This is a genomic window from Clostridium sp. UBA7791 (assembly GCF_002480755.1).
Classification (GTDB): Bacteria; Bacillota; Clostridia; order Clostridiales; family Clostridiaceae; genus Clostridium_J; species Clostridium_J sulfidigenes.
Genome location: NZ_DLCT01000009.1, coordinates 1 through 18,979, shown reverse-complemented (window position 1 = coordinate 18,979; position 18,979 = coordinate 1). Strand labels below are relative to the sequence as shown.

Sequence of the window (18,979 nt, the reverse complement as noted above, 5' to 3'; positions counted from 1 at the left end):
AAAATTTTACCAATCTCTATATTCTACAAAAAGTTATAAAATCCTCTAAATTATTACAATTCTATACATTGTATACCTCCAACAAAATAGCAATAACATTTCTATCTCTATCAACTACTTCCACTGTACTAATGTTTTTATACTGTTGTCTTATTAATTCAATCTCATGGATTGCCATTTTATAATCTTCTTGTCCATTAATTTCATATGTAAAATTTTTAATCATTTACTTAAACACTCCAACTCTAGGCTCAATAATAGTAATCTGTCCTATACGTTCTTCTTCTAATTTAATATCATCAACCATCATGGCTATATTTTCAAGAACACTAGCCTTTTCATCATATAACTTTCTAACTATCTCTTTGCCATCACTAGTATTTATCCTAATTTTTCTAGCCATGTCTTCTGGTTTTAAGTCTTTAATGTTATCAAAATTTTCTACTACCCACTTACCTAATTCTTCCTTACTAATGAATTCCAATATCTCTTTCACTCTGTCTCTATATTCAATTCTTATATATTCCATCTTTCTATACCTCCATATATTTTTGCAATTTTTCCACAAAACCACATAGTCTTTTAAAATATAAATCAAACACTTCTTCATCCTCGGATTCTAAGGCTTGTATAGTCTTTTCAGTCAAACTATTTAGATCAGGAAGGAGTTGTGCTAAAATTTTATTATTATGTAAATGACTTTTTAAATACTCTTTTACTTCTCTATATGTAATTTCTTTATTATTTTCTTCTGGAACACAATTGCGATACATCCATTCCATAGTTTCTAAATACTCATTATCCATTCTTTTTCTTTCATACTTATTCATCTCTTATCTCTCCTCTATCCTTACTTTCTTCTTTAATTTATCTGTAATTTTGTCCACATATTCCATTCCAATAAATCCTAATTTTACTACTCCGAGTATTCCAATTGCCTCTAAAAATATTAATCCTACAAATATTACATAAGTTAGTATAAATCCTATTATTTCAATCATCTTTCTTACCTCTCTTTCTATAATCTTGCTCTATGTATTAAATCCTTAATTTCTCTTTCTGTTTCTAGCCACTTTGTATAATCTAAATACACTTCTCTATACCCTCTGGTGCAATCCACATAATCTGCTATTACATCCCCATATTTAGTATCATTCTCATCAACTAACCACAGTACAATATTAGTATCTTTATCTAGTGTAGGTCTTATATCTACACCAAAATATTTTAAAAATGTTGCTTTTTTATTACTCTTAAATTTAATCATCACTTTCACCTCTTTTATTATTTGACTCTCAAATGAGAATTAAAAAATATTATAAATCCTCATTGCACAAAGCTTTATATTTACACTTGTAATAGTCTAGTCCTTCCCAAGTCTGCCATAGGTCTTCTACATCTTCATCCCATTCTTCTATTTCTAAATTTTCTATAATATTGAATCGAGGATTAAAACGTTGTATAAGATTATACTCAACCATATAAGCAGTTTCTCGGTCACTTATTAATATGTACTCTATACGGTCTAACTCTAATAAGTTAAACCATTCTTTCAACTTAATATCATTCAAACCGTTACTCATATAATTGGCAATTCTAGTTTTTAAGTTACTTGTACTTCCAATCCTTAATATCTCTCCACTTTTTGAAATAAATCTATAAACACAATTAAACGAATCCTTATTATTATAGAACTTCCACTTTTCCTTATTTTCTGCATAATAGTTTTTAAAATATTGAGAATCACTTTTTCTCAACCTTACTTTCTCATTTATTTCTTCTTTATGTCTTTCCCTGTACCGTCTATTGTTCTCTTTTCTTCTTTCCTTATATTCTTCTTTGTCCTTATTTTTTAAATGCCAGTTTCTTTTATATTCTCGTCTTTCTTCACTTTCCATTTTCTTTCTTTCTACACCTCTTTCTAAATAAATAAAAGAGTGCAAAATTAATTACACTCTAAATAACACTAATATAGTTTATGTACTCATATTTTTCTGTAAATACAACATAGCATTGCCCTAGTAAACAACTATCCACATCAACTAGCAAATTACTAATATTAAATAAGCTTTTTACACGCTTTATCAAGTACAGTTATTAAAAACTGTATGGAAATTATAAAAATGTTAATTATAATCTCTAATAGTTTTTAATTTTGGACATAATAAAAGGCTTAGTTTAAATACTAAGCCTCATGAGGTTTAATTATATATTTCTTTATCATTCAATTAATTTATTAATTATTAGCCTTGAGGTTGCTCTTGTTTCTAATGTCATTTCTCTAATATTAGAAAATCTACTTATCCAAGCATCATCAATTTTCCACTCGAATGGTATATCTCCTATTGTAGTGATGAACTCAAATGTATACAATAAACATTCATGGGGGTTAATATTTTCATAGTTAAATTTATTGATGTCTATCTTTAAATTAGATAATATTATATTGTACTTATCTTCTAATTCAATTACAAATGTATCACTATTATTGTTACTATTTATTATGCTAATTAACGGTAATTCAATAGAAGGTCTGAAATCTATGTTTCCATATTCAATTTCATATTCTTCTTCTTTTTTTGCTTTTTTAACTATTTTCATATCTCCGAAATCTTCCAATAACACCTCTCTCACCCCCTTCCACAGAATAACATTTCTACAAAAGTAATTATTATTCAATCTCTATACTCTTTCAATAACGATAACTTTATTTTGGTCTCCACATTTCATCTTACCATCCAACACTAATTTATTATTTGCATTATCTACAATTTCTTTAACTCTAAAATTACCTGTATTACTATTTGCATAATATAATGGATCTAGTTCTACTAACATATAGTTTAGCTTATCTACGTAAAGAGCCAGTCTTTCCTTGGTATATACTTTACCAAGTTCAATATCAAAATTTACTACTTTTTTATCTATTCTAACTCACCTCTCCCCCATATTTATACTTCTACAAAATTAATCATTATCCTTCATCTTACAACTCAATAATTAATTTAAACTTTTTTTATAAAAAGTATTGATATTGCAATTTATATATGGTATAGTATAATTAGATAAATATAACTCAATTTAAAACAAATAAAATAGTAGAAGACAGTTGGGGAACTGCCAACTACTGCATTAAAACTCACATTTACGGTAGTGAAACACCACACAAGCACATGAATGATATTCTACATTTTTAATTCCCCGTCATCCTCGGAGGACTCTGTAGTAATAATCTACATATTTGTTAAACATAAAACCAATAAATTTTCTTCTTTAGTATAAATGAGAGGAAGGATTTTGCCTTCCCCCAATATCTCTAGTCGACTAGAGTTCCATATTTATTTATCGCATTGGCAATAGCGACCTCTATTACTCATTTTAAACTTTCATAGATGTATGAGGAAGGTATACCTCTCCCCTTATACGGTGTTTGTCCAATCCTTTATAACTGTTGGTATGACTACATTTAACCCACTTTGTTAATATTATTTTCTCCCTTTTTCATTTTAAAATGCTTTAAAAATTCTTTAGAATTTACTCTATAAAGACAATTTAACAACTTATCTCGATATTTAACATTTTTACCATCAATTTTAATTGCATTTACGATTAGCATATTAAGAGTTTTATCGCTGATATTGAATTTACTCAGCTTGTCTATTGTTTCATCATCTTCTAATTTTAATTTATCAAACCACTCTTCCTGCTCTTCATCGTTTGTAGCCTTATTTTCTTTAACAAAATCATCATATCCTTTTACTATAGATAATATTTTATCCATTTGTTCTTTTTTAGCTTTACCTTCAAACTTTACTATTAAATCCAATATATTTAACGGTTCATTGGTACTAGCATTTTTAATCCCGTCACCTATAAAATCAACTAAATAATTCATTGGACAAGTGATAGAATTATCAATTTTTATCTCTTTCTTTTTACCATCTTTATCTTTATTCTTTTTTACATATTTCCAAAACATTGGTTTATCTCGCTTCATGCATTTCATGGCTCTCATTCTTTTTATTTCTTTTGCTACATTTATATCAAATTTTCTTTTGCTGTTATCTATAGCAACTTGTGCTAAAACTGATAATATAACAAAATTATCATATAATTCTTTTTTATTTTTTTTATCTTCTTCTGACCAATAGTAACTTAATGCAAGTTGTGCTAAGTTAGAAGTTTCTCCTATTGTATTTTTAGATTCCATTAGTCTACTATCCATTTTTGCATAATCTTCTAAAGTATTATTGTATGGTTTATTCTCTTTATCAATATCATTAACAATAGTTGGATACTCTTTATAACACTCTTTAGCACATTCTACAATTGTAGTATCATCCGTTACATAGAAGAAGTCAGAATCTTCATCAAAACCATTACCTCTATCTTGAGCATCATTTTTTAATAAGTTTACAGCTATTATATTAGGACTAAAATTAAAGTAATCTTCCATTAAATCATGCCTGAAATTCCTAAAGTACATTATATTATTAGGAGCATTATGTGGGTTTCTAAATCCTGCTAATTTTTCTTTGTTTTCAAACATCGTAGTATAACAACTTATATAATCTTTACTAGTTGGTAATGTACTATCTTCATATCCTTCTATAACTCCATCTTTTATATATTGGTCTAGCTCTCCAACTGCATATTGTAATAGTAGATAAGGATTACCACAAACAGTTAGATTGTCTCCATGTGTCAATATTTTACCTTTCTTTAGTTTAGCTTTATATTCTGTTAATATATCAGACTTCCATTCTCTAAATAAATTAGTATCAGCTATATATTTGTTATGATTATATAGGTCTATCATCATAGAATTTTTATTACTAAAGTTTTTATTTTGCTCAAGGAAACTAATAAATAATTCAATATTATCTTTCATATTATTTACATAATCAATAGAAGTTTTTGCTAATAAGTCTATACCTTCTTTATTAGTTTTTAAAGTGTTCACATGTTGGTATGACATTTGCTGAACTATTTTTCCATTAATACTTAATTTTGATGGATGGTCAGTTTTACATATACCAAAATCACTATTTTCTTCTTTTACTTTATTACACCAGTATTCATAAGATTCTTTATCATTATTTCCCATAAGCTCTTTAAATTTCAACCATTTAATAGCATTATCTGTGGTTATAACTTTTATATCTTTTACTAAGTGTGGCACTCCAAACATATCCTCTATAGTAGCAGTTTCATATATATCTTTATAATAATTCTGGAAGAATAATTGGATATTGCTACTAAATAAACAAGCTTTAAAGAAGTGCTGCCTTAAATACAACATTCCATTACCTTTACCGTTTACCAATGAACCTTCAATTAATCCCATACCATCCCAAATAGTATTTTTTACTGTTTTAACACCATCATCTACTACACATTCTCCATTCTTATTCACATTTACAGTTTTAACTATAGTTTCATATAAACTAGTTAAATCTTTTAAAATTAATATATTATCTACTGGTATGTTTATTTTATCTATTATTGTACTGCTTACTAAAGAACTGTAAGCACTCATTTCAACTATCTTTGCTTCTTCTTGTGGTAATTGCAAATCCATACACATCCAATTATGTACATTATCATATAATTCTGAATTAACAAATATTATCTCCCCTACACGTGCTTTTGCAGGACTTCTAAATAGCATTTTGTAGTTTATAGTATTTTTTATAGTATTTTCTTCTTTATCTAATTCATCATAAAACTTTTTATATTCTTCTGCTCTTGTTTTTGCATCTTTAATAACCTTAATCTGTTTTAATTTATCAACCTTTTTTTTATTATAACTTTTACTATTTCTAGTAAGTTGAGGATAATCTTTAAAAGTTAAAGTAAATCCATTCTTATACATATCTTCTCTAAGTTCATCTACTGTTTTTTTTATGTACTTTTCTTTGTTATTTAATATGTCTTTTGTTAATTGTTCTATGAATAATATTTTATCTTTATCTTTTTTGGTGTCTAATTTTTTGAGCGTTTTATCAAGTCTTTCAATCTCACCTTCTGCATCCTTACTTCCGAATCCAAACTTAATATTTATTATATCTCGTGTATATCCCTTATTTACTACCATACCTTCTTTTAACAACTTCTCTTGTAATAAACTATAATTTAATACCGCTTCTTTTATCCTATAATTACTTCTAATACCTATAGAATATTCATTTATCTCTGCACCTTCTAATGACATTATTTTTATTCCATTATTTTTCATTCCTTCTCTCCTTCTGAATTTAATTTGAATTTAATTTTTGAATTATCTGTTACTATGTAGTTCCTTATTTATCTCTGTTAAGTCTATATGTAGTTTTTCCGTATCTTCAAATATGTATATCCATCTTTTGTTATCCTTTAGATTTTTCTCTTTATCTAAAAGTATGTTGCCTTGTCCTATAAGTTCATATGCTAATGATTTTTTATGTATTAAGTATGTTTTCATTTTGGATCACCTCTCTTTCTACTGAGGAAGATTTACCTCTCAGTTAAAATGTTATTTTTATTTGTTATGTAATTTAAATACCCAGAGCCTTATTCATTTCACTTTCTATAGATATAATCTTTTCTAATACGTTTTTATAGTCATCATCAGTAACATCTCCCCAAGGTAAATACTCTCTCCAATCCACCTTTATATTTAAATCAAGGCTATAAGCATCATCAATTTCTAATATGTTTTTATATCTAATGTTTAATTCATCTCTTAATTCTTCTATGGTCATATCTTTTTTGGGTTTTAATTTATCAAGTTTTTTACCTAATTTACGTTCTAACTTAGCAGTGTCCTTCCCCTTATTTTTCATTGCTTGTATTTTACCTTTTAAACCTCGTATTGCTCTATCATTCTCACCATCCACTCCTATATACCCTTTATCTTCATACCACAACTCACTTTGTTTAAGTCCATATTCTAATTCAGTTTCATCTATGGCATATACATTGTTAGCTTGTTTTTTAACATCATCTTTTTGAACCATTCCAACATTATCATAGTATATTAGATTCAAGCTCTTTAAATATTTAAGATACTTATTAAGGGTATTATCAGTTATGTTCAAATCCTCACAAATAGAATTGTATCCATCCCAAAATACTTCTGCTTTACCACCAGTAATCACTATATTACTAGTAAGTTTTTCACCTTCTGTAGTGTAATGTGTATCTCGCCTATTCAATCTAGCTAATATGTAATAATATATTTTTAGTGCTACTAATTTATTTATGTCTGTGTTATCATCATCATTAATAATTTTTAAATAATTATCATGATAAACTGGAAACCATCCTTTTAGATCTTCAGTTATAGTAAATGGATTATAATCACACCTTATTAATTCACCAATCTTACAAGTATCAATATTTTTATCATTCTTAATCTGTAGAATACACTTATCAACTAAATTAACAATAATGATCCTAAATTGTTCATTAACATTTCCTTTTCCACTCTTAGGAACTAAGCCACAAGTAATTATTATGTCCTCGATAGAGAAACTTATATTACCTACTCTACTTGTACAACAATCTAAATAACTTAAAATATGAAGTATCTTATCTCCATACTCACGTAGTAATGTGTTAGTAGAATCTTGATGATTCCAAACTAAATAATTGGGAAATTTGATAAAAGTTAAACTTTCTTTATTTATAATAATCAATCCTTTCTAATATAAAATTCTAATTCAATAGTAAAATAATGTGGTGAAACTTTTTATTCCGAGAATTTTAATTCGTGGGAATAAAGAAATTGGTTTCTTTTATTGTTATTAGGTTTCTTTTATTGTTATACCCTAATTGACGGACACTTAGAGTCCTTTGAAGTTAGCTTATAACCTACCTTCAATGGATGGTTAAAGTCCTTTGAATAAAATTAAGCTAAATTCATTTATATACATCATCCTTTCTATGCTACCTTATTTTTCTTACTAATTTCTCTTATTAACTTATCTTCTTTAAATGTATAATTCGTATAGTTGTATAACTTATAATTGCTTACATCAGCTTGTAACGCCCTTTCTATGTACTGGTCTAGCTTATCTAAGTTCACCATACAACCTACTGCAAGAGTTATATTCTTACTATTATAAGTACCCCTCAAGCCCTCTTTATAGCCTTTGCAATGACTCTCTATAGTCATTAAACGTTGTAACCCACATAAATTAAAGTCATAGGGCATTACAAGTCGTACTGTGGACGAGTACCCATGTTCTTTTGTTAGATTGTTATAGCTATACTTTTCTTCTAATTCTTTTAATTTCTTATGTATACTTATTACATACCTATCAAACTCTTTCTTGTTAAAGCATTTAACTACGTTATTACTATTCCATCTCCATCTGAACCAACATTTATGACCACTACTATAGCCAAACATCACTAAAGCATTAAGAAATATAATAGAGCTATCTCTACAAGCATCCACCATAAAAATATTATAGTTTTCATCTACCCAGGCATGAGTTAATTCATGTCCTATTACACCTTTTAATCGTTTCTTATTGTATTTATTTTCCCAATTATCATTGGTTTCTTGATAGTATAAATCTATTATTTTACTATCAATTTCTATGATCCATTTATCCTCATTTTCATCTCTGGTTATTGTTCCTGCAATTCCATCTTTTAGATTGGATTCTTTAATCTCTATATCTACATATAGCAACGGCTCTCGATTATATTTTTTAACAATCTTTCTCATTTTTTTAATTTCTTTAGTCATTAATTCTTCTAATAATAGTTGTCTTTCTTCTTTATTCATTTACATCTCTCCTTCGATATTTTTTTGATTTAAGGTAAAATTTAATAAAGATATATCAGCATCTCTGTACTGTTTTAATAACCTCATAAATTATGTACTTAGTTTTGTTACTAACTTCTTAATAAGTTTAAAGTCATTCTTATAGTTTCATCCTTTACATTTTCATCACTGTTTATTATTTCGTTATCAAGTAAAAAATTGTATCTCCTATTTTCTTCATCCCAAAATGCATCACTAAGTCTTTCAGTTTTTCCTATACTGCATAATATCTCTGTGTATTCATCCAACTTGTTAACACTTTCAACTTTCTGTAGAATTTCCATTTCTCGGTTATACTCTCTTTCTTTTAGTTCGTTAATAATCTCAGAATTTTTCATACCACATTCTCCTTCTAGTGCAGGTCACCAACCTTAAATTTAAATCTATAATAGACTCATGCTTGTACCCTTTTTTACGAAGGTACAAAATCAACCTATTATTATTTCTCTCAAGGTAATAAATACAATTATTTCCACAGTCTCAAACCCTTGCAATCACTCATTAAATTTTCTTAAGACTATATAATTAAATTCTGTTGACACTCCTGTAAAAATACTGTATTATATAACTATCAGTTAAATATAAAGGTTGTTTACAAGAAAAAATTTTTTTCTATAAAATATCCGTGTTAATCAGTTATTTAAATTTTTAAATAGAATTGTATTAATACGTATTTTGTGTGTCTATTCCTAGTTTACCATAATTTTAAAATATATGGTATTATTTTCGTTCGTCAAATTACGTTATTCATGAGTAGTTATTTAACTGCTCTTTTTTAATTGTGTTAAAATTTGGATTTTATTTTAGGTATTTATTACCTATTGATGAAATAAAAAATACCGTATATTCATCTTGAATAGTACGGTGTTTGAGAAATTATTTAATTTTATACTGTGTTATTAATTACAAGAATGTTGTAAAAATTCTAATATGGCAACGAACCGAAAGACTTTATTGCATCAAATTGAGATTATAAGTTATTTTCATCTAAGTATTTTTTTGCTTTTTTTATTGCTATTAATTCTCTTTGCTTTATATATTCTTCATACTCGTTTTCTTCCTCAAGAATTTTTATAGCCTCATCTATTGAGTACCATTCTACTTGATACCCTTGTTCTAATTCATCTGGCATAAAATTAGGTTCTCCAATTTCTCCAACTACTTTTGTGAGATAGAAATATGTAATTTGCTTCATTTTTCTTTCTTGTAAGTTTTCAACGACTATACCTAAGTCACTAATGATTTGAACATTTGCACCTGTTTCTTCTTTTAATTCTCGATACAAAGCTTCTTCTATATTTTCTTTTAAATCTACTCCACCACCTGGTAACATATGAAAATACATGTTTGTTAAATTCATTAGAATTATTTCTTTTTTATCATTTAACACTATACCTGCAGCTCTATTTCTTTCTCTAAAACCACTATTTATTGTTTCTCCCAAAGTATTTAATTTTTTCATTTATTTTCACCCTTTCCCCAATGGAAATTTATGAATTACAAGTTTCATCCAGTTGTACATATTATAATATAGAATCAATTTAAGAAAATTATATCATATTATATTGGATATTTATCTATGTATTTCATAAATTTAGTAACTATTACTTCTAATACCGTACTATTCAATTTTCAAAGAACAATTTTAATAACAATCTATAAAACTGTTAAAAGTAAATTACCTACATAAATTCTATCAAGACTTTCTTCATCCTCTTCAACTTCTGTAACTGGTAATAATATTTTATTTTGTCCATCCCATATATGTATTTCTAAGTTGTCTCTATTGCTCCAATACCAGTTAATATTAGTGTTAAATACTACAACCTCATCTTCCTCTTGGTTATCTAATACTAAGTTGTCATCATTCTCTAAAATATTTACTAAGAAACAATCTATAATTTCTTTAATTTCCTCAAATTTTTTTATAATACTCATTTTTCTATTCCCCCTATTTTTATTTAATATATCCCATCATCATTTTTGTAATAGTCTCGGTACAATTCTTCCATTTCATCATTTGTTTGCTCTGCTAAATCTTCTAGCAGTTTATCCAATGCTTCTCTATCCCTGTTCATTTCTGCTAGTAGTTTCTTTTTTTTAAATCATTTAAGTTAATAATCATTTCCCCATCCCCTTGTTTTTTGATTTATCCTATGATTTAATAATACTACCTTCAAACGGTATTGTCAACCGTTTATAAGTAAATAATTTATTTTTATTGAACTTTTTTCACGTCCTATGATATAATATGAACATGAAGATATGAATATGAGGTGATTAAATGATAGATATGAAATTGCATATTAAATTAGCTGAAAAGAGAATGACTCAGAAAGAATTATCTGAAGCAACAGGCATTGGTAAGAATTCAATAAGCAGGTATTGCAATGGTACTTTTGAAAAGGTAGATAAACAACATCTAAATATACTTTGTGAATTCTTTAATTGTCCTCTGTCAGAAATAATCGAATATGTGGATGAAGATTAAAATGTATTAATACATGATAAACATAAGATAATATCATTTATCAGTGAATAAGAAACCAATGATGAAGGAGCATGTATATGAGCAAACTTATATTGAAGAACGAGCAAGATTTTATTGAGGAAATGAATTTACTAAAAGAATCTATTGATTATATTCACGATATATTATATGAAATGAATATCCATAAAGAAACTGATACGGAATTTCTAAGGATTGGAAGAGACATGACTGAGGTATTGGATTTGTATATAGCTGGAATTATAAATAAGGATAGTGATGCCAAGAAATTTGCAAATATTAGATTAAGATGTTATATTAAAAACCTGAATAAACTTGGAAAAAAATTAGATGAAAATAATGAAAATGAAACCAATAGCTAACTAAAAGGGTGTACCATATGGTACACCCTTTTTCTTTGCACTAAAAAGAGAGCTATTAAACTCTCATAATCATTTTATTTTTAAATACCGTATTAAAACTTATTTTATTACATATAATATACCCAATAAAATTTAGAAAATAGAGGAGTTTAAAAATGAATAAGAAAATATTAAATGAACTTAAAGTAAAGTACAGAGAGTTGCCTGAAGATACTAGCGAAGAAAATATAAAAATAAAAATAGTTATTAAATTTCTTGAACTTTTAGGTTATGATGAAAACCATTTTTACTATGAAGAAAATACGAATAAAAAAATCAAAGATAAACAAGTTGATATTACTATATTGACTAACAATAAGGAAAAGGATATTTTCTACATTGAAGTAAAGAAGAAAAACCATATGTTAGTAGATGCAGATATTCGTCAAATTTCTTCTTATCTACATGACAAGCATATAGAGTGGGGATTATTAACTAATGGTAATCACTATATATTAATAAATGAAAAATTAGATGTTTTACCACATAATAAAGATATTTTTAGTTACTATTTATGTGATATTCCAAATAATATATCTAGAAAAAATAATTTAGATACTTATAACTTTTTGGAGTATGATTCTATTTTTGAAACAAAAATAACAAATTATTATCTTGTATGGAAAGAATTTATTCTAAAAAATACACTATCCTCATCTAGTCTATTTCAGTATAGTAGTGCTTATAATATGTTTATTAAATATTTAATTATGAAAAAGAACGTATATAATTTAAATTATTTTAACATTAGTAACTTCAAATCTTTTATTGAAGATATTAATGAAACCAAAGTTAATAAATATAAAAAAGATTCAGTTTTATCTAAATTTAATTATTTATTAAGATTTACAAACTTTCTTGAAGAAAATAAAAGAATCGCTGAAAATACTTTTAAAAACTTTGATATAAATAACTATATTGATGAACTTAATTTAACTGAAAAAAAGTCTAAACAACAACAACAAATAAAATTAGAAGAAATTGAACTGATGCTTCAATATTTAAATAGTAAGAAAAATTCAATTCGTAATAAATTACTCTTTTTACTTGTTTTATATGGCTTTGAATCTACTGATATAATACTATTAAAAGATTCTCAATTAGATTTTAAACACAATAAAATAATTATTAATAAGAAAAAATATCCTTTAACAGAAAATATAAAAAAATTATTACAAGATATTATTATTGAGAAAAAGCAAAATAAAATAAAATGTGAATATATTTTTTATACAAAATATCAAGGTGGATATAAACACATAAGTCGTAGTGTACTAAATGATGTTATTAATGATTCTTTTAACAAATTAAATTTAGATAAAGATAGGGCTTTACATCTTAATATACAATTTATAAAATCATCGCTTATTAAAAATTTATATTTTAAAAACTATTCTTTAGAAGAAATTAGTTATTTTACAAATTTAAGTATTAGCTCAATTGTTTCGTACATTGATGAAAAAGAAATTTCTAAACATAGCATACCAATAATAAAAGATATAAATTTAAAGCATCCATACTCTAAATTTATTTAAGATAAAGGACTGCCGTTATATGGTAGTCCTATTAACCTATTTAATCCTTTAAAATATATCCTTTAAAAATCCTATAATAACGCTATTCTCCACTATGAACTTATATATCTGAACAATAGTAACTCCATAAACGCACCAACCTCCAAGCCTAACTACATCTGCATATTAAGTATTTAAAAAGGACTACCATTGGGTAATTCTATAATTTGTAGTTTTGGTTATGTTATTTTAAATAATATTTACCTTGTTTATATATTAAAATATTATCTTGATTTGTCATTTTATCTAAAACAGAATTTGTATCACAACTTGCTTTAAATATTATTCCTCCCACGTTATCTATCGTAGGATTAAATTTGGGATTAGTTTTTATTTCATCTACTGTTATCCCCTCTTTATTAGATACAAACATATTTAATATTATTTCTTTCGCTTTATCATAGTCCATAATAATCATGCTCCTCTATGTGTTATGTTGTGGAATAAAGTTAAAAGCCTTCTTAAGACATCTATTTATTTCGCCTTGCCAAAATTTATATCCACCTATTTCACAACCATCCCATTCACTATTTGGAATTATATCTTTATAATGATGCTCTTTATTTTCAATTTTCATAAATACACTTATACACTCATTTTCCCTTTTAAAATATATATATTCATCTTCTATTTGTAAATAAGCTATATATTTATCTGTATTTATCTCTAGCTTGATTTTATGATTTAAATTTTTAAAATAATTTTTTAAAGTGTACTTTAATTCACTAAAATAACTAGATATCAATCCCTCTGCCTTATCAAGTGCAATTTTAGCTTTATATTCATCATTATATTTATTTTCAATAGCCTTAATTATATATTCTGGCACTATCTTTTCTTCCATTCCTTTCACCTCCCCCATAAATATATTGATTCTATAATATTACATAAATTCCTTCTATTTGATAGAATAGTGAAAATTAATTAATTATAATTAATTCCTCTGTTGCCTTTTGTGTAAGAGTTTTAATTTTATCACGACCTATTCCATTAAAGAACTTTTCTTGTTCTTCCTGTGGCATTTTAGCCCATATTTTATAGCCTACGGTTGCTTTCATAGAACCCGATTCAATTAGTGATTGAAGTTCAGGGATAAGGTCATTAAGTTTTTTGTAGTTTAAATATGTACTTCTATCCATTTCCATATCACTTGCTATATCTGTTTGAGTTTTGCTTGTAGAATTATTCAACAAGCTATTCTGATTATTTCCTCTCTGAATTCCATAAATCCTTTCCAATTCATTTATACATTTTGCCATTTTCATAGGATTTACATTACCCACACCTCTTTGCATAATATTTGTACATATTAAAAAGAGTATATATTTCGAATAATCCAATTAAATAATCTTCTTCAATTTTAACTTATAATATTTTATGTGATTCCTCGGATTCAACAAAACTTAATAAATATATGATTGAATTTCTTACTAGTTTTGTAATTTCAATAGATTTTTCAATCAAATACTCTTCACTCATATAATCTATTGAGTTATTACCATCAGTATATATATTGAGAAATCTATGAGTTAAAGCATTTCGTATGTTATTTAATTCCCTATATTCTCCATTACTTAATTCTAAATAAATATTAAATAATGCATTCATATTAAAATTTTTTGAACTAGATATATTTTCATCAATATTTCCTTCTTTAAAGCTACCTTTATACCATATTTTCTTAAAATCTATATACTTTTCATTTTTTCCTAAATTCATATATCTATTAATAAATATTGATATTTTATCCAGAATATCAAACATATTTTTAAATGCAAATTTAATAAGTTGTATATATGTATTATTTATTATATTTTCTTCTGTATCTATACTACTTATTTCATTATCAACAAAATTTATTGATTTATCTTTAATAACACCTTGCGCCAATAAAAGTCTAGACGTAATATAGTTCTGTTTAATTTCTCTTAAAAATTGTGACAATTCTAAAAATCTTTCTTTATCTATACCATTACTAAAATCAATAATTTTTTCATTTATTGATATATTATCTTCTAATGATGAGTTGCAATTTTGACAATGATTACATAAATTTAAATATAACTTGTTCTTATAATAAAAGTCTGTACTCTTTTTTTCAAAATCATTTTTAAGATTCAGGCTAATATTTTTGTCAGGCTCTTCTCCTATATATAAAAAATCTTCAAGTATATTTTCTATCTCATTCATATTATCTAAAAATATACTTTCTGCTTCTTTATGAACCCCGTTTTTAACTCCTTGCTTTATTAGTTCATAAGCAATTTTATAATATTTTTTCGACTTATGCCGTGTTAGTTTTGCATAGTATTTAATTGCTATTCCTTTATTAGCTATAGCCATACCATGTTTTGGATTAATAAATAACGCCTTATCATAATATTCTATGGCCTCCATATTTCTTCCTAATAAATCTAATGAATTCGCCATATTAACAAAAATTCTAACTTGCAATTCATTAGATATATTTGGACACTTTATTGCTTTTTTATAACATTCAATAGCTTTATGATTTTCAGTTTTAGGATTCATAAAGCCATAGTATATATTTAACTTCACTCTTAAACTATATAAACTACTATATCCATTTCCTAAGTTATAATAAACAATTTGATTTGTATTTGTATTTTTTGTTAATTGGTCAAAATTTTTCTCAATACAATCTATACCTTTTTTTATTAAATCCTCTTTATTTAAAATTGAGCCAATATCGATATAAACATTGCTTAAATAATATTCTTTTTCTAAAATATCATATTCTCCCTCTTCAATATTTTTAACAAGTTTTAATGCACCTAAAGTGTCTCCATCATCTAATTTTTCGTAAATCTTTTTAACATGCTCACTTATTTTCATTTTCTATCTCCTAATACTTTTACAGATATATCCTATATTTATCTCAACATGTGTAACAATTAATTTATTCATCTTTTATTAATAGAACATATTTACCATTCTCCATATTCTCTTTTACTTTTATAAAAAACGTTTTTGATTTTTTATTTCCTCCAAAAGTATACTTACCAAAGCTACCTAGTATTAACTCTTGTCCCATTGAACTTGTTGATATACCTCCCATATTAAATATTGAATCAATTGCATCTTCTACTCTATAATAAGACAAATTATCTACATAAGCCTTCTTAAATTCTTCTCTATTATCTAATCCTTTATAGTTACTTAATATTCTATTGTGAATAACTTCATCATCATTATTCATAAGTATAGTATGTTTAATATTGCATATTTCTTTTAAATATGAGTAATTTGTGTTATCATGATTGCTTATCCAAAATACTTTTTGAGAATACATATGGTTTAATATATCATCTATATTTTTATCCTTAATGCCTTTTAAACCTGCAATAGGATATATTAATATACAGTTAAATTTTCTTGGCGTTGATTGTTGTGATTTAGATTGCATACTGTCAACATATATGGATAATTTTTTAATTTTCTTAGGCGAACCTGTTTTAGCCTTGTACTTTAATATATACTCACACTCTGTCATGCTATCTATTCTTATCAATATTCTTAAATTCTTGGATAATCTGTTTAAATATCTTAAAACATTCCAATGTTTGTTTTGTATGTCTGTTCCTAATATTAAACAATGCTTACTGTCTGATTTTATAAAGCTATCTAATTCAGCTATCGTTTTTACTTTGTCTCTCATATCATACCCTCCATAATAAGATTACCTTAACTTTATTTTAGTATATATTCAATATATTGCAAATAGGGAACTACATATATTTCTATAGATTCATTAGTTTTTCTCATTATATATGTTTGTTTAGATATGACGAGCCACTTATTAGTTTTTATTTATTAACCTTTTAATTATTAGTAAAACTCCTATGTCATATGTAGTTAAAATATCATTGTCTTAGGGATATGACATATAACTCATACATCCTATTAAAAAGTGAAAAAAAAGGTTATAATCTCTAATTAAAATACTCTTAACTTAAAAATATTGTAACAACAAACTATAACCCCATATAATAGAAGTAATTTTATTAAATTTTGGAAACACAAATAAATCTATTGTATATTCCTTTTTAAAAATGATATAATAGATTCAACAATTATTTTATTTATTCAGTTCTTGAGTCTTATGCTATCGTTACTAGCAGGGACTCTTTTTTATGTCCACCCTAAAAGTTTCTTCTCTAATTCTTCCATATTATAATCTCGTTGTTCATAACTATGGAATTTGTTTTTCTTTATATTATAAGTGTTTTTGACTTTATTCATAGCAGTTTTTACAGTTGTAACTGTTTTATCTATTACTGGTTTTAATAATGTGTATATATTAACACTACCTAGTTTTCTCTCTATTGTTATATAACCTTCAGAAACAAGCCTTTTCAAACTTCTCTGTACTGTCCTAACGCATATATTAAGCATCTCAGCAACTTTTCTTTGAGAAGGGAAACATTTATCACTATTGAAGCAAAAGGTCGAGAATGCACAAAATACAGCTTTGTCGGTGGTAGATAAAGACTTATTATACATTACTTCATTATAAAATGTGGTGAATCCTTTACTCATGATTATTTTCCTCCTCTTTTCATATTTTCTAGTGGACTAAATTTAAAATAATTTTTACGTATATCTTCTGTTGTGAGGTCTAAATATGCTTGTTCAGTAATTGTTACACTCGAATGTCCTAAAATTTTAGAAAGTATATAAATGTCTCCACCGTTAAGTAAAAATCTTTTAGCAAAATTATTTCTAATTTGGTGGCAAGTTATATTTTCTTTTAATCCTACTCTAATACAATACTTCTTTAAATTTTTTTCAAAGTTAGTTACTGTGAATGTAGAGCCTTTAGTCGTAACAAATAAATACTCACTATTAAAATATCTTTCAACATGGTTAATCCATCTCTTTAAAACATTTTGCATAGTTGTACTAAAGAAAACATACCTATCTTTTCTTCCCTTACATATCTCTGCTCTAATAAATATGGCCTTCTTATCTATAATCAAGTCCTCAGTTTTTAAACTTAATGTTTCTCCTATTCTCATCCCTGTATCCATTAAAAGTTGTAAAATAACATAATCCCTATATTCTGCAAACAAAGTTAAATCTAAAGACTTTATTATTTTATTAAAATCAATATCTTTAATTTCTGCTTTAGGTTTACGACTATGTTTATAGTATTTAATTGGTGCTGATGGATTTTCTTTTATAACCTTATTTTCTGTTAACCATGTGAAAAATACTTTTATATTTCTTAAATAGTTATTTACTGTCCACATAGATATTTCTTTACCAAAATCGCCTCTGTTTTGAGGATTGTTATAATCTAAAGTATTTATCTCTGCCACATAAGAATACTTTCCCTTATTCTTTGTAAATTCTAAATATGTTTTAACATGCTTTGTTGTTACCGTTATAGGTGTAAATATGTTTTCTTCATCCTCTAAATACTTAGAAAATAATTTTAAAGTACTTTCGTATGACTTCATTGTCTTTTTACTTAAATCCTTATTTGTGCAATGAATCATAAAGTCTTCAATTGCATCATCAAAACTATAAATTTTTTTTGTTATTCTTGGCATAAAAAATAGACACCTCCAAATTTTCTCAAATTGAAAGATGCCTATAATTTATAATTTTATATTTGTTGGTGTAAAAAACTGTTTGTTGCCTTAGCTTTAAT

Annotated in this window: 25 protein-coding genes; 3 read left to right on the top strand and 22 right to left on the bottom strand. The window is 25.9% G+C overall.

Annotation, left to right across the window (positions count from 1 at the left end):
* Window positions 1–61: 61 nt before the first annotated feature.
* The 15 genes from B3Z56_RS13665 to B3Z56_RS13595 all read right to left on the bottom strand — a co-directional run bounded on the left by B3Z56_RS13665 (window position 62) and on the right by B3Z56_RS13595 (window position 10,756).
* Window positions 62–226: a hypothetical protein gene (locus tag B3Z56_RS13665; protein WP_346879009.1), complete on the bottom strand. Its 165-nt coding sequence runs from the start codon at window positions 224–226 to the stop codon at window positions 62–64.
* Window positions 227–529: a hypothetical protein gene (locus B3Z56_RS13660; RefSeq protein WP_346879008.1), complete on the bottom strand. Its 303-nt coding sequence runs from the start codon at window positions 527–529 to the stop codon at window positions 227–229.
* A 4-nt stretch (window positions 530–533) separates the two neighbouring features.
* On the bottom strand, window positions 534–830 hold the full coding sequence (locus B3Z56_RS13655) for a hypothetical protein (RefSeq protein WP_346879007.1): 297 nt from the start codon (window positions 828–830) through the stop codon (window positions 534–536).
* Between the two features lie 3 nt (window positions 831–833).
* Entirely contained in the window at window positions 834–1,001 is a 168-nt protein-coding gene (locus tag B3Z56_RS13650; protein ID WP_346879006.1) for a hypothetical protein, read from the bottom strand.
* 17 nt (window positions 1,002–1,018) lie between these two features.
* A complete protein-coding gene (locus B3Z56_RS13645) occupies window positions 1,019–1,267 on the bottom strand; it encodes a hypothetical protein (RefSeq protein WP_346879005.1) in 249 nt (82 codons plus the stop codon).
* A gap of 49 nt (window positions 1,268–1,316) precedes the next feature.
* Window positions 1,317–1,898: a GIY-YIG nuclease family protein gene (locus B3Z56_RS13640; protein WP_346879004.1), complete on the bottom strand. Its 582-nt coding sequence runs from the start codon at window positions 1,896–1,898 to the stop codon at window positions 1,317–1,319.
* 322 nt (window positions 1,899–2,220) lie between these two features.
* Window positions 2,221–2,625 (bottom strand): hypothetical protein, encoded by a 405-nt coding sequence (locus B3Z56_RS13635; RefSeq protein WP_346879003.1) that lies wholly within the window; start codon window positions 2,623–2,625, stop codon window positions 2,221–2,223.
* Window positions 2,626–2,682: 57 nt separating this feature from the next.
* On the bottom strand, window positions 2,683–2,838 hold the full coding sequence (locus B3Z56_RS13630; RefSeq protein ID WP_346879002.1) for a hypothetical protein: 156 nt from the start codon (window positions 2,836–2,838) through the stop codon (window positions 2,683–2,685).
* A 628-nt stretch (window positions 2,839–3,466) separates the two neighbouring features.
* Window positions 3,467–6,238 (bottom strand): hypothetical protein, encoded by a 2,772-nt coding sequence (locus tag B3Z56_RS13625; protein WP_346879001.1) that lies wholly within the window; start codon window positions 6,236–6,238, stop codon window positions 3,467–3,469.
* A gap of 42 nt (window positions 6,239–6,280) precedes the next feature.
* A complete protein-coding gene (locus B3Z56_RS13620) occupies window positions 6,281–6,463 on the bottom strand; it encodes a hypothetical protein (RefSeq protein ID WP_346879000.1) in 183 nt (60 codons plus the stop codon).
* Window positions 6,464–6,536: 73 nt separating this feature from the next.
* Window positions 6,537–7,679, bottom strand: coding sequence for a hypothetical protein (locus B3Z56_RS13615; protein ID WP_346878999.1), 1,143 nt, complete (start codon window positions 7,677–7,679; stop codon window positions 6,537–6,539).
* A 245-nt stretch (window positions 7,680–7,924) separates the two neighbouring features.
* The gene (locus B3Z56_RS13610) at window positions 7,925–8,779 is read right to left on the bottom strand and encodes a hypothetical protein (protein ID WP_346878998.1); all 855 of its coding nucleotides are present in this window, start codon (window positions 8,777–8,779) and stop codon (window positions 7,925–7,927) included.
* Window positions 8,780–8,889: 110 nt separating this feature from the next.
* On the bottom strand, window positions 8,890–9,156 hold the full coding sequence (locus B3Z56_RS13605; protein ID WP_346878997.1) for a hypothetical protein: 267 nt from the start codon (window positions 9,154–9,156) through the stop codon (window positions 8,890–8,892).
* A 632-nt stretch (window positions 9,157–9,788) separates the two neighbouring features.
* Window positions 9,789–10,280, bottom strand: a complete 492-nt coding sequence (locus B3Z56_RS13600) for an NUDIX hydrolase (RefSeq protein ID WP_346878996.1) — start codon at window positions 10,278–10,280, stop codon at window positions 9,789–9,791.
* A gap of 194 nt (window positions 10,281–10,474) precedes the next feature.
* Window positions 10,475–10,756, bottom strand: a complete 282-nt coding sequence (locus B3Z56_RS13595; RefSeq protein ID WP_346878995.1) for a hypothetical protein — start codon at window positions 10,754–10,756, stop codon at window positions 10,475–10,477.
* 346 nt (window positions 10,757–11,102) lie between these two features.
* Here B3Z56_RS13595 and B3Z56_RS13590 point away from each other — a divergent pair, with 346 nt between their 5' ends.
* The 3 genes from B3Z56_RS13590 (at window position 11,103) to B3Z56_RS13580 (ending at window position 13,263) form a co-directional block, all read left to right on the top strand.
* The gene (locus B3Z56_RS13590; protein ID WP_343824093.1) at window positions 11,103–11,309 is read left to right on the top strand and encodes a helix-turn-helix transcriptional regulator; all 207 of its coding nucleotides are present in this window, start codon (window positions 11,103–11,105) and stop codon (window positions 11,307–11,309) included.
* A gap of 77 nt (window positions 11,310–11,386) precedes the next feature.
* On the top strand, window positions 11,387–11,689 hold the full coding sequence (locus B3Z56_RS13585) for a hypothetical protein (RefSeq protein WP_346878994.1): 303 nt from the start codon (window positions 11,387–11,389) through the stop codon (window positions 11,687–11,689).
* A 155-nt stretch (window positions 11,690–11,844) separates the two neighbouring features.
* Entirely contained in the window at window positions 11,845–13,263 is a 1,419-nt protein-coding gene (locus B3Z56_RS13580; protein WP_346878993.1) for a type I restriction enzyme HsdR N-terminal domain-containing protein, read from the top strand.
* A 223-nt stretch (window positions 13,264–13,486) separates the two neighbouring features.
* Here the strand turns inward: B3Z56_RS13580 and B3Z56_RS13575 are convergent, their stop codons facing one another.
* The 7 genes from B3Z56_RS13575 to B3Z56_RS13545 form a co-directional block, all read right to left on the bottom strand.
* Complete coding sequence (locus B3Z56_RS13575; protein WP_346878992.1) at window positions 13,487–13,711, bottom strand: hypothetical protein; 225 nt, start codon at window positions 13,709–13,711, stop codon at window positions 13,487–13,489.
* Window positions 13,712–13,726: 15 nt separating this feature from the next.
* Entirely contained in the window at window positions 13,727–14,146 is a 420-nt protein-coding gene (locus tag B3Z56_RS13570) for a hypothetical protein (RefSeq protein ID WP_346878991.1), read from the bottom strand.
* A gap of 76 nt (window positions 14,147–14,222) precedes the next feature.
* Window positions 14,223–14,561: a hypothetical protein gene (locus tag B3Z56_RS13565; protein ID WP_346878990.1), complete on the bottom strand. Its 339-nt coding sequence runs from the start codon at window positions 14,559–14,561 to the stop codon at window positions 14,223–14,225.
* 106 nt (window positions 14,562–14,667) lie between these two features.
* On the bottom strand, window positions 14,668–16,158 hold the full coding sequence (locus B3Z56_RS13560) for an LA2681 family HEPN domain-containing protein (protein WP_346878989.1): 1,491 nt from the start codon (window positions 16,156–16,158) through the stop codon (window positions 14,668–14,670).
* A 64-nt stretch (window positions 16,159–16,222) separates the two neighbouring features.
* Window positions 16,223–16,981: a hypothetical protein gene (locus B3Z56_RS13555; RefSeq protein WP_346878988.1), complete on the bottom strand. Its 759-nt coding sequence runs from the start codon at window positions 16,979–16,981 to the stop codon at window positions 16,223–16,225.
* A 473-nt stretch (window positions 16,982–17,454) separates the two neighbouring features.
* On the bottom strand, window positions 17,455–17,862 hold the full coding sequence (locus B3Z56_RS13550; RefSeq protein ID WP_346878987.1) for a helix-turn-helix domain-containing protein: 408 nt from the start codon (window positions 17,860–17,862) through the stop codon (window positions 17,455–17,457).
* A gap of 2 nt (window positions 17,863–17,864) precedes the next feature.
* Window positions 17,865–18,878 carry a tyrosine-type recombinase/integrase gene (locus tag B3Z56_RS13545; RefSeq protein WP_346878986.1) on the bottom strand — a complete coding sequence of 338 codons (1,014 nt, stop codon included), beginning with the start codon at window positions 18,876–18,878 and terminating at the stop codon, window positions 17,865–17,867.
* Window positions 18,879–18,979 lie beyond the last annotated feature (101 nt).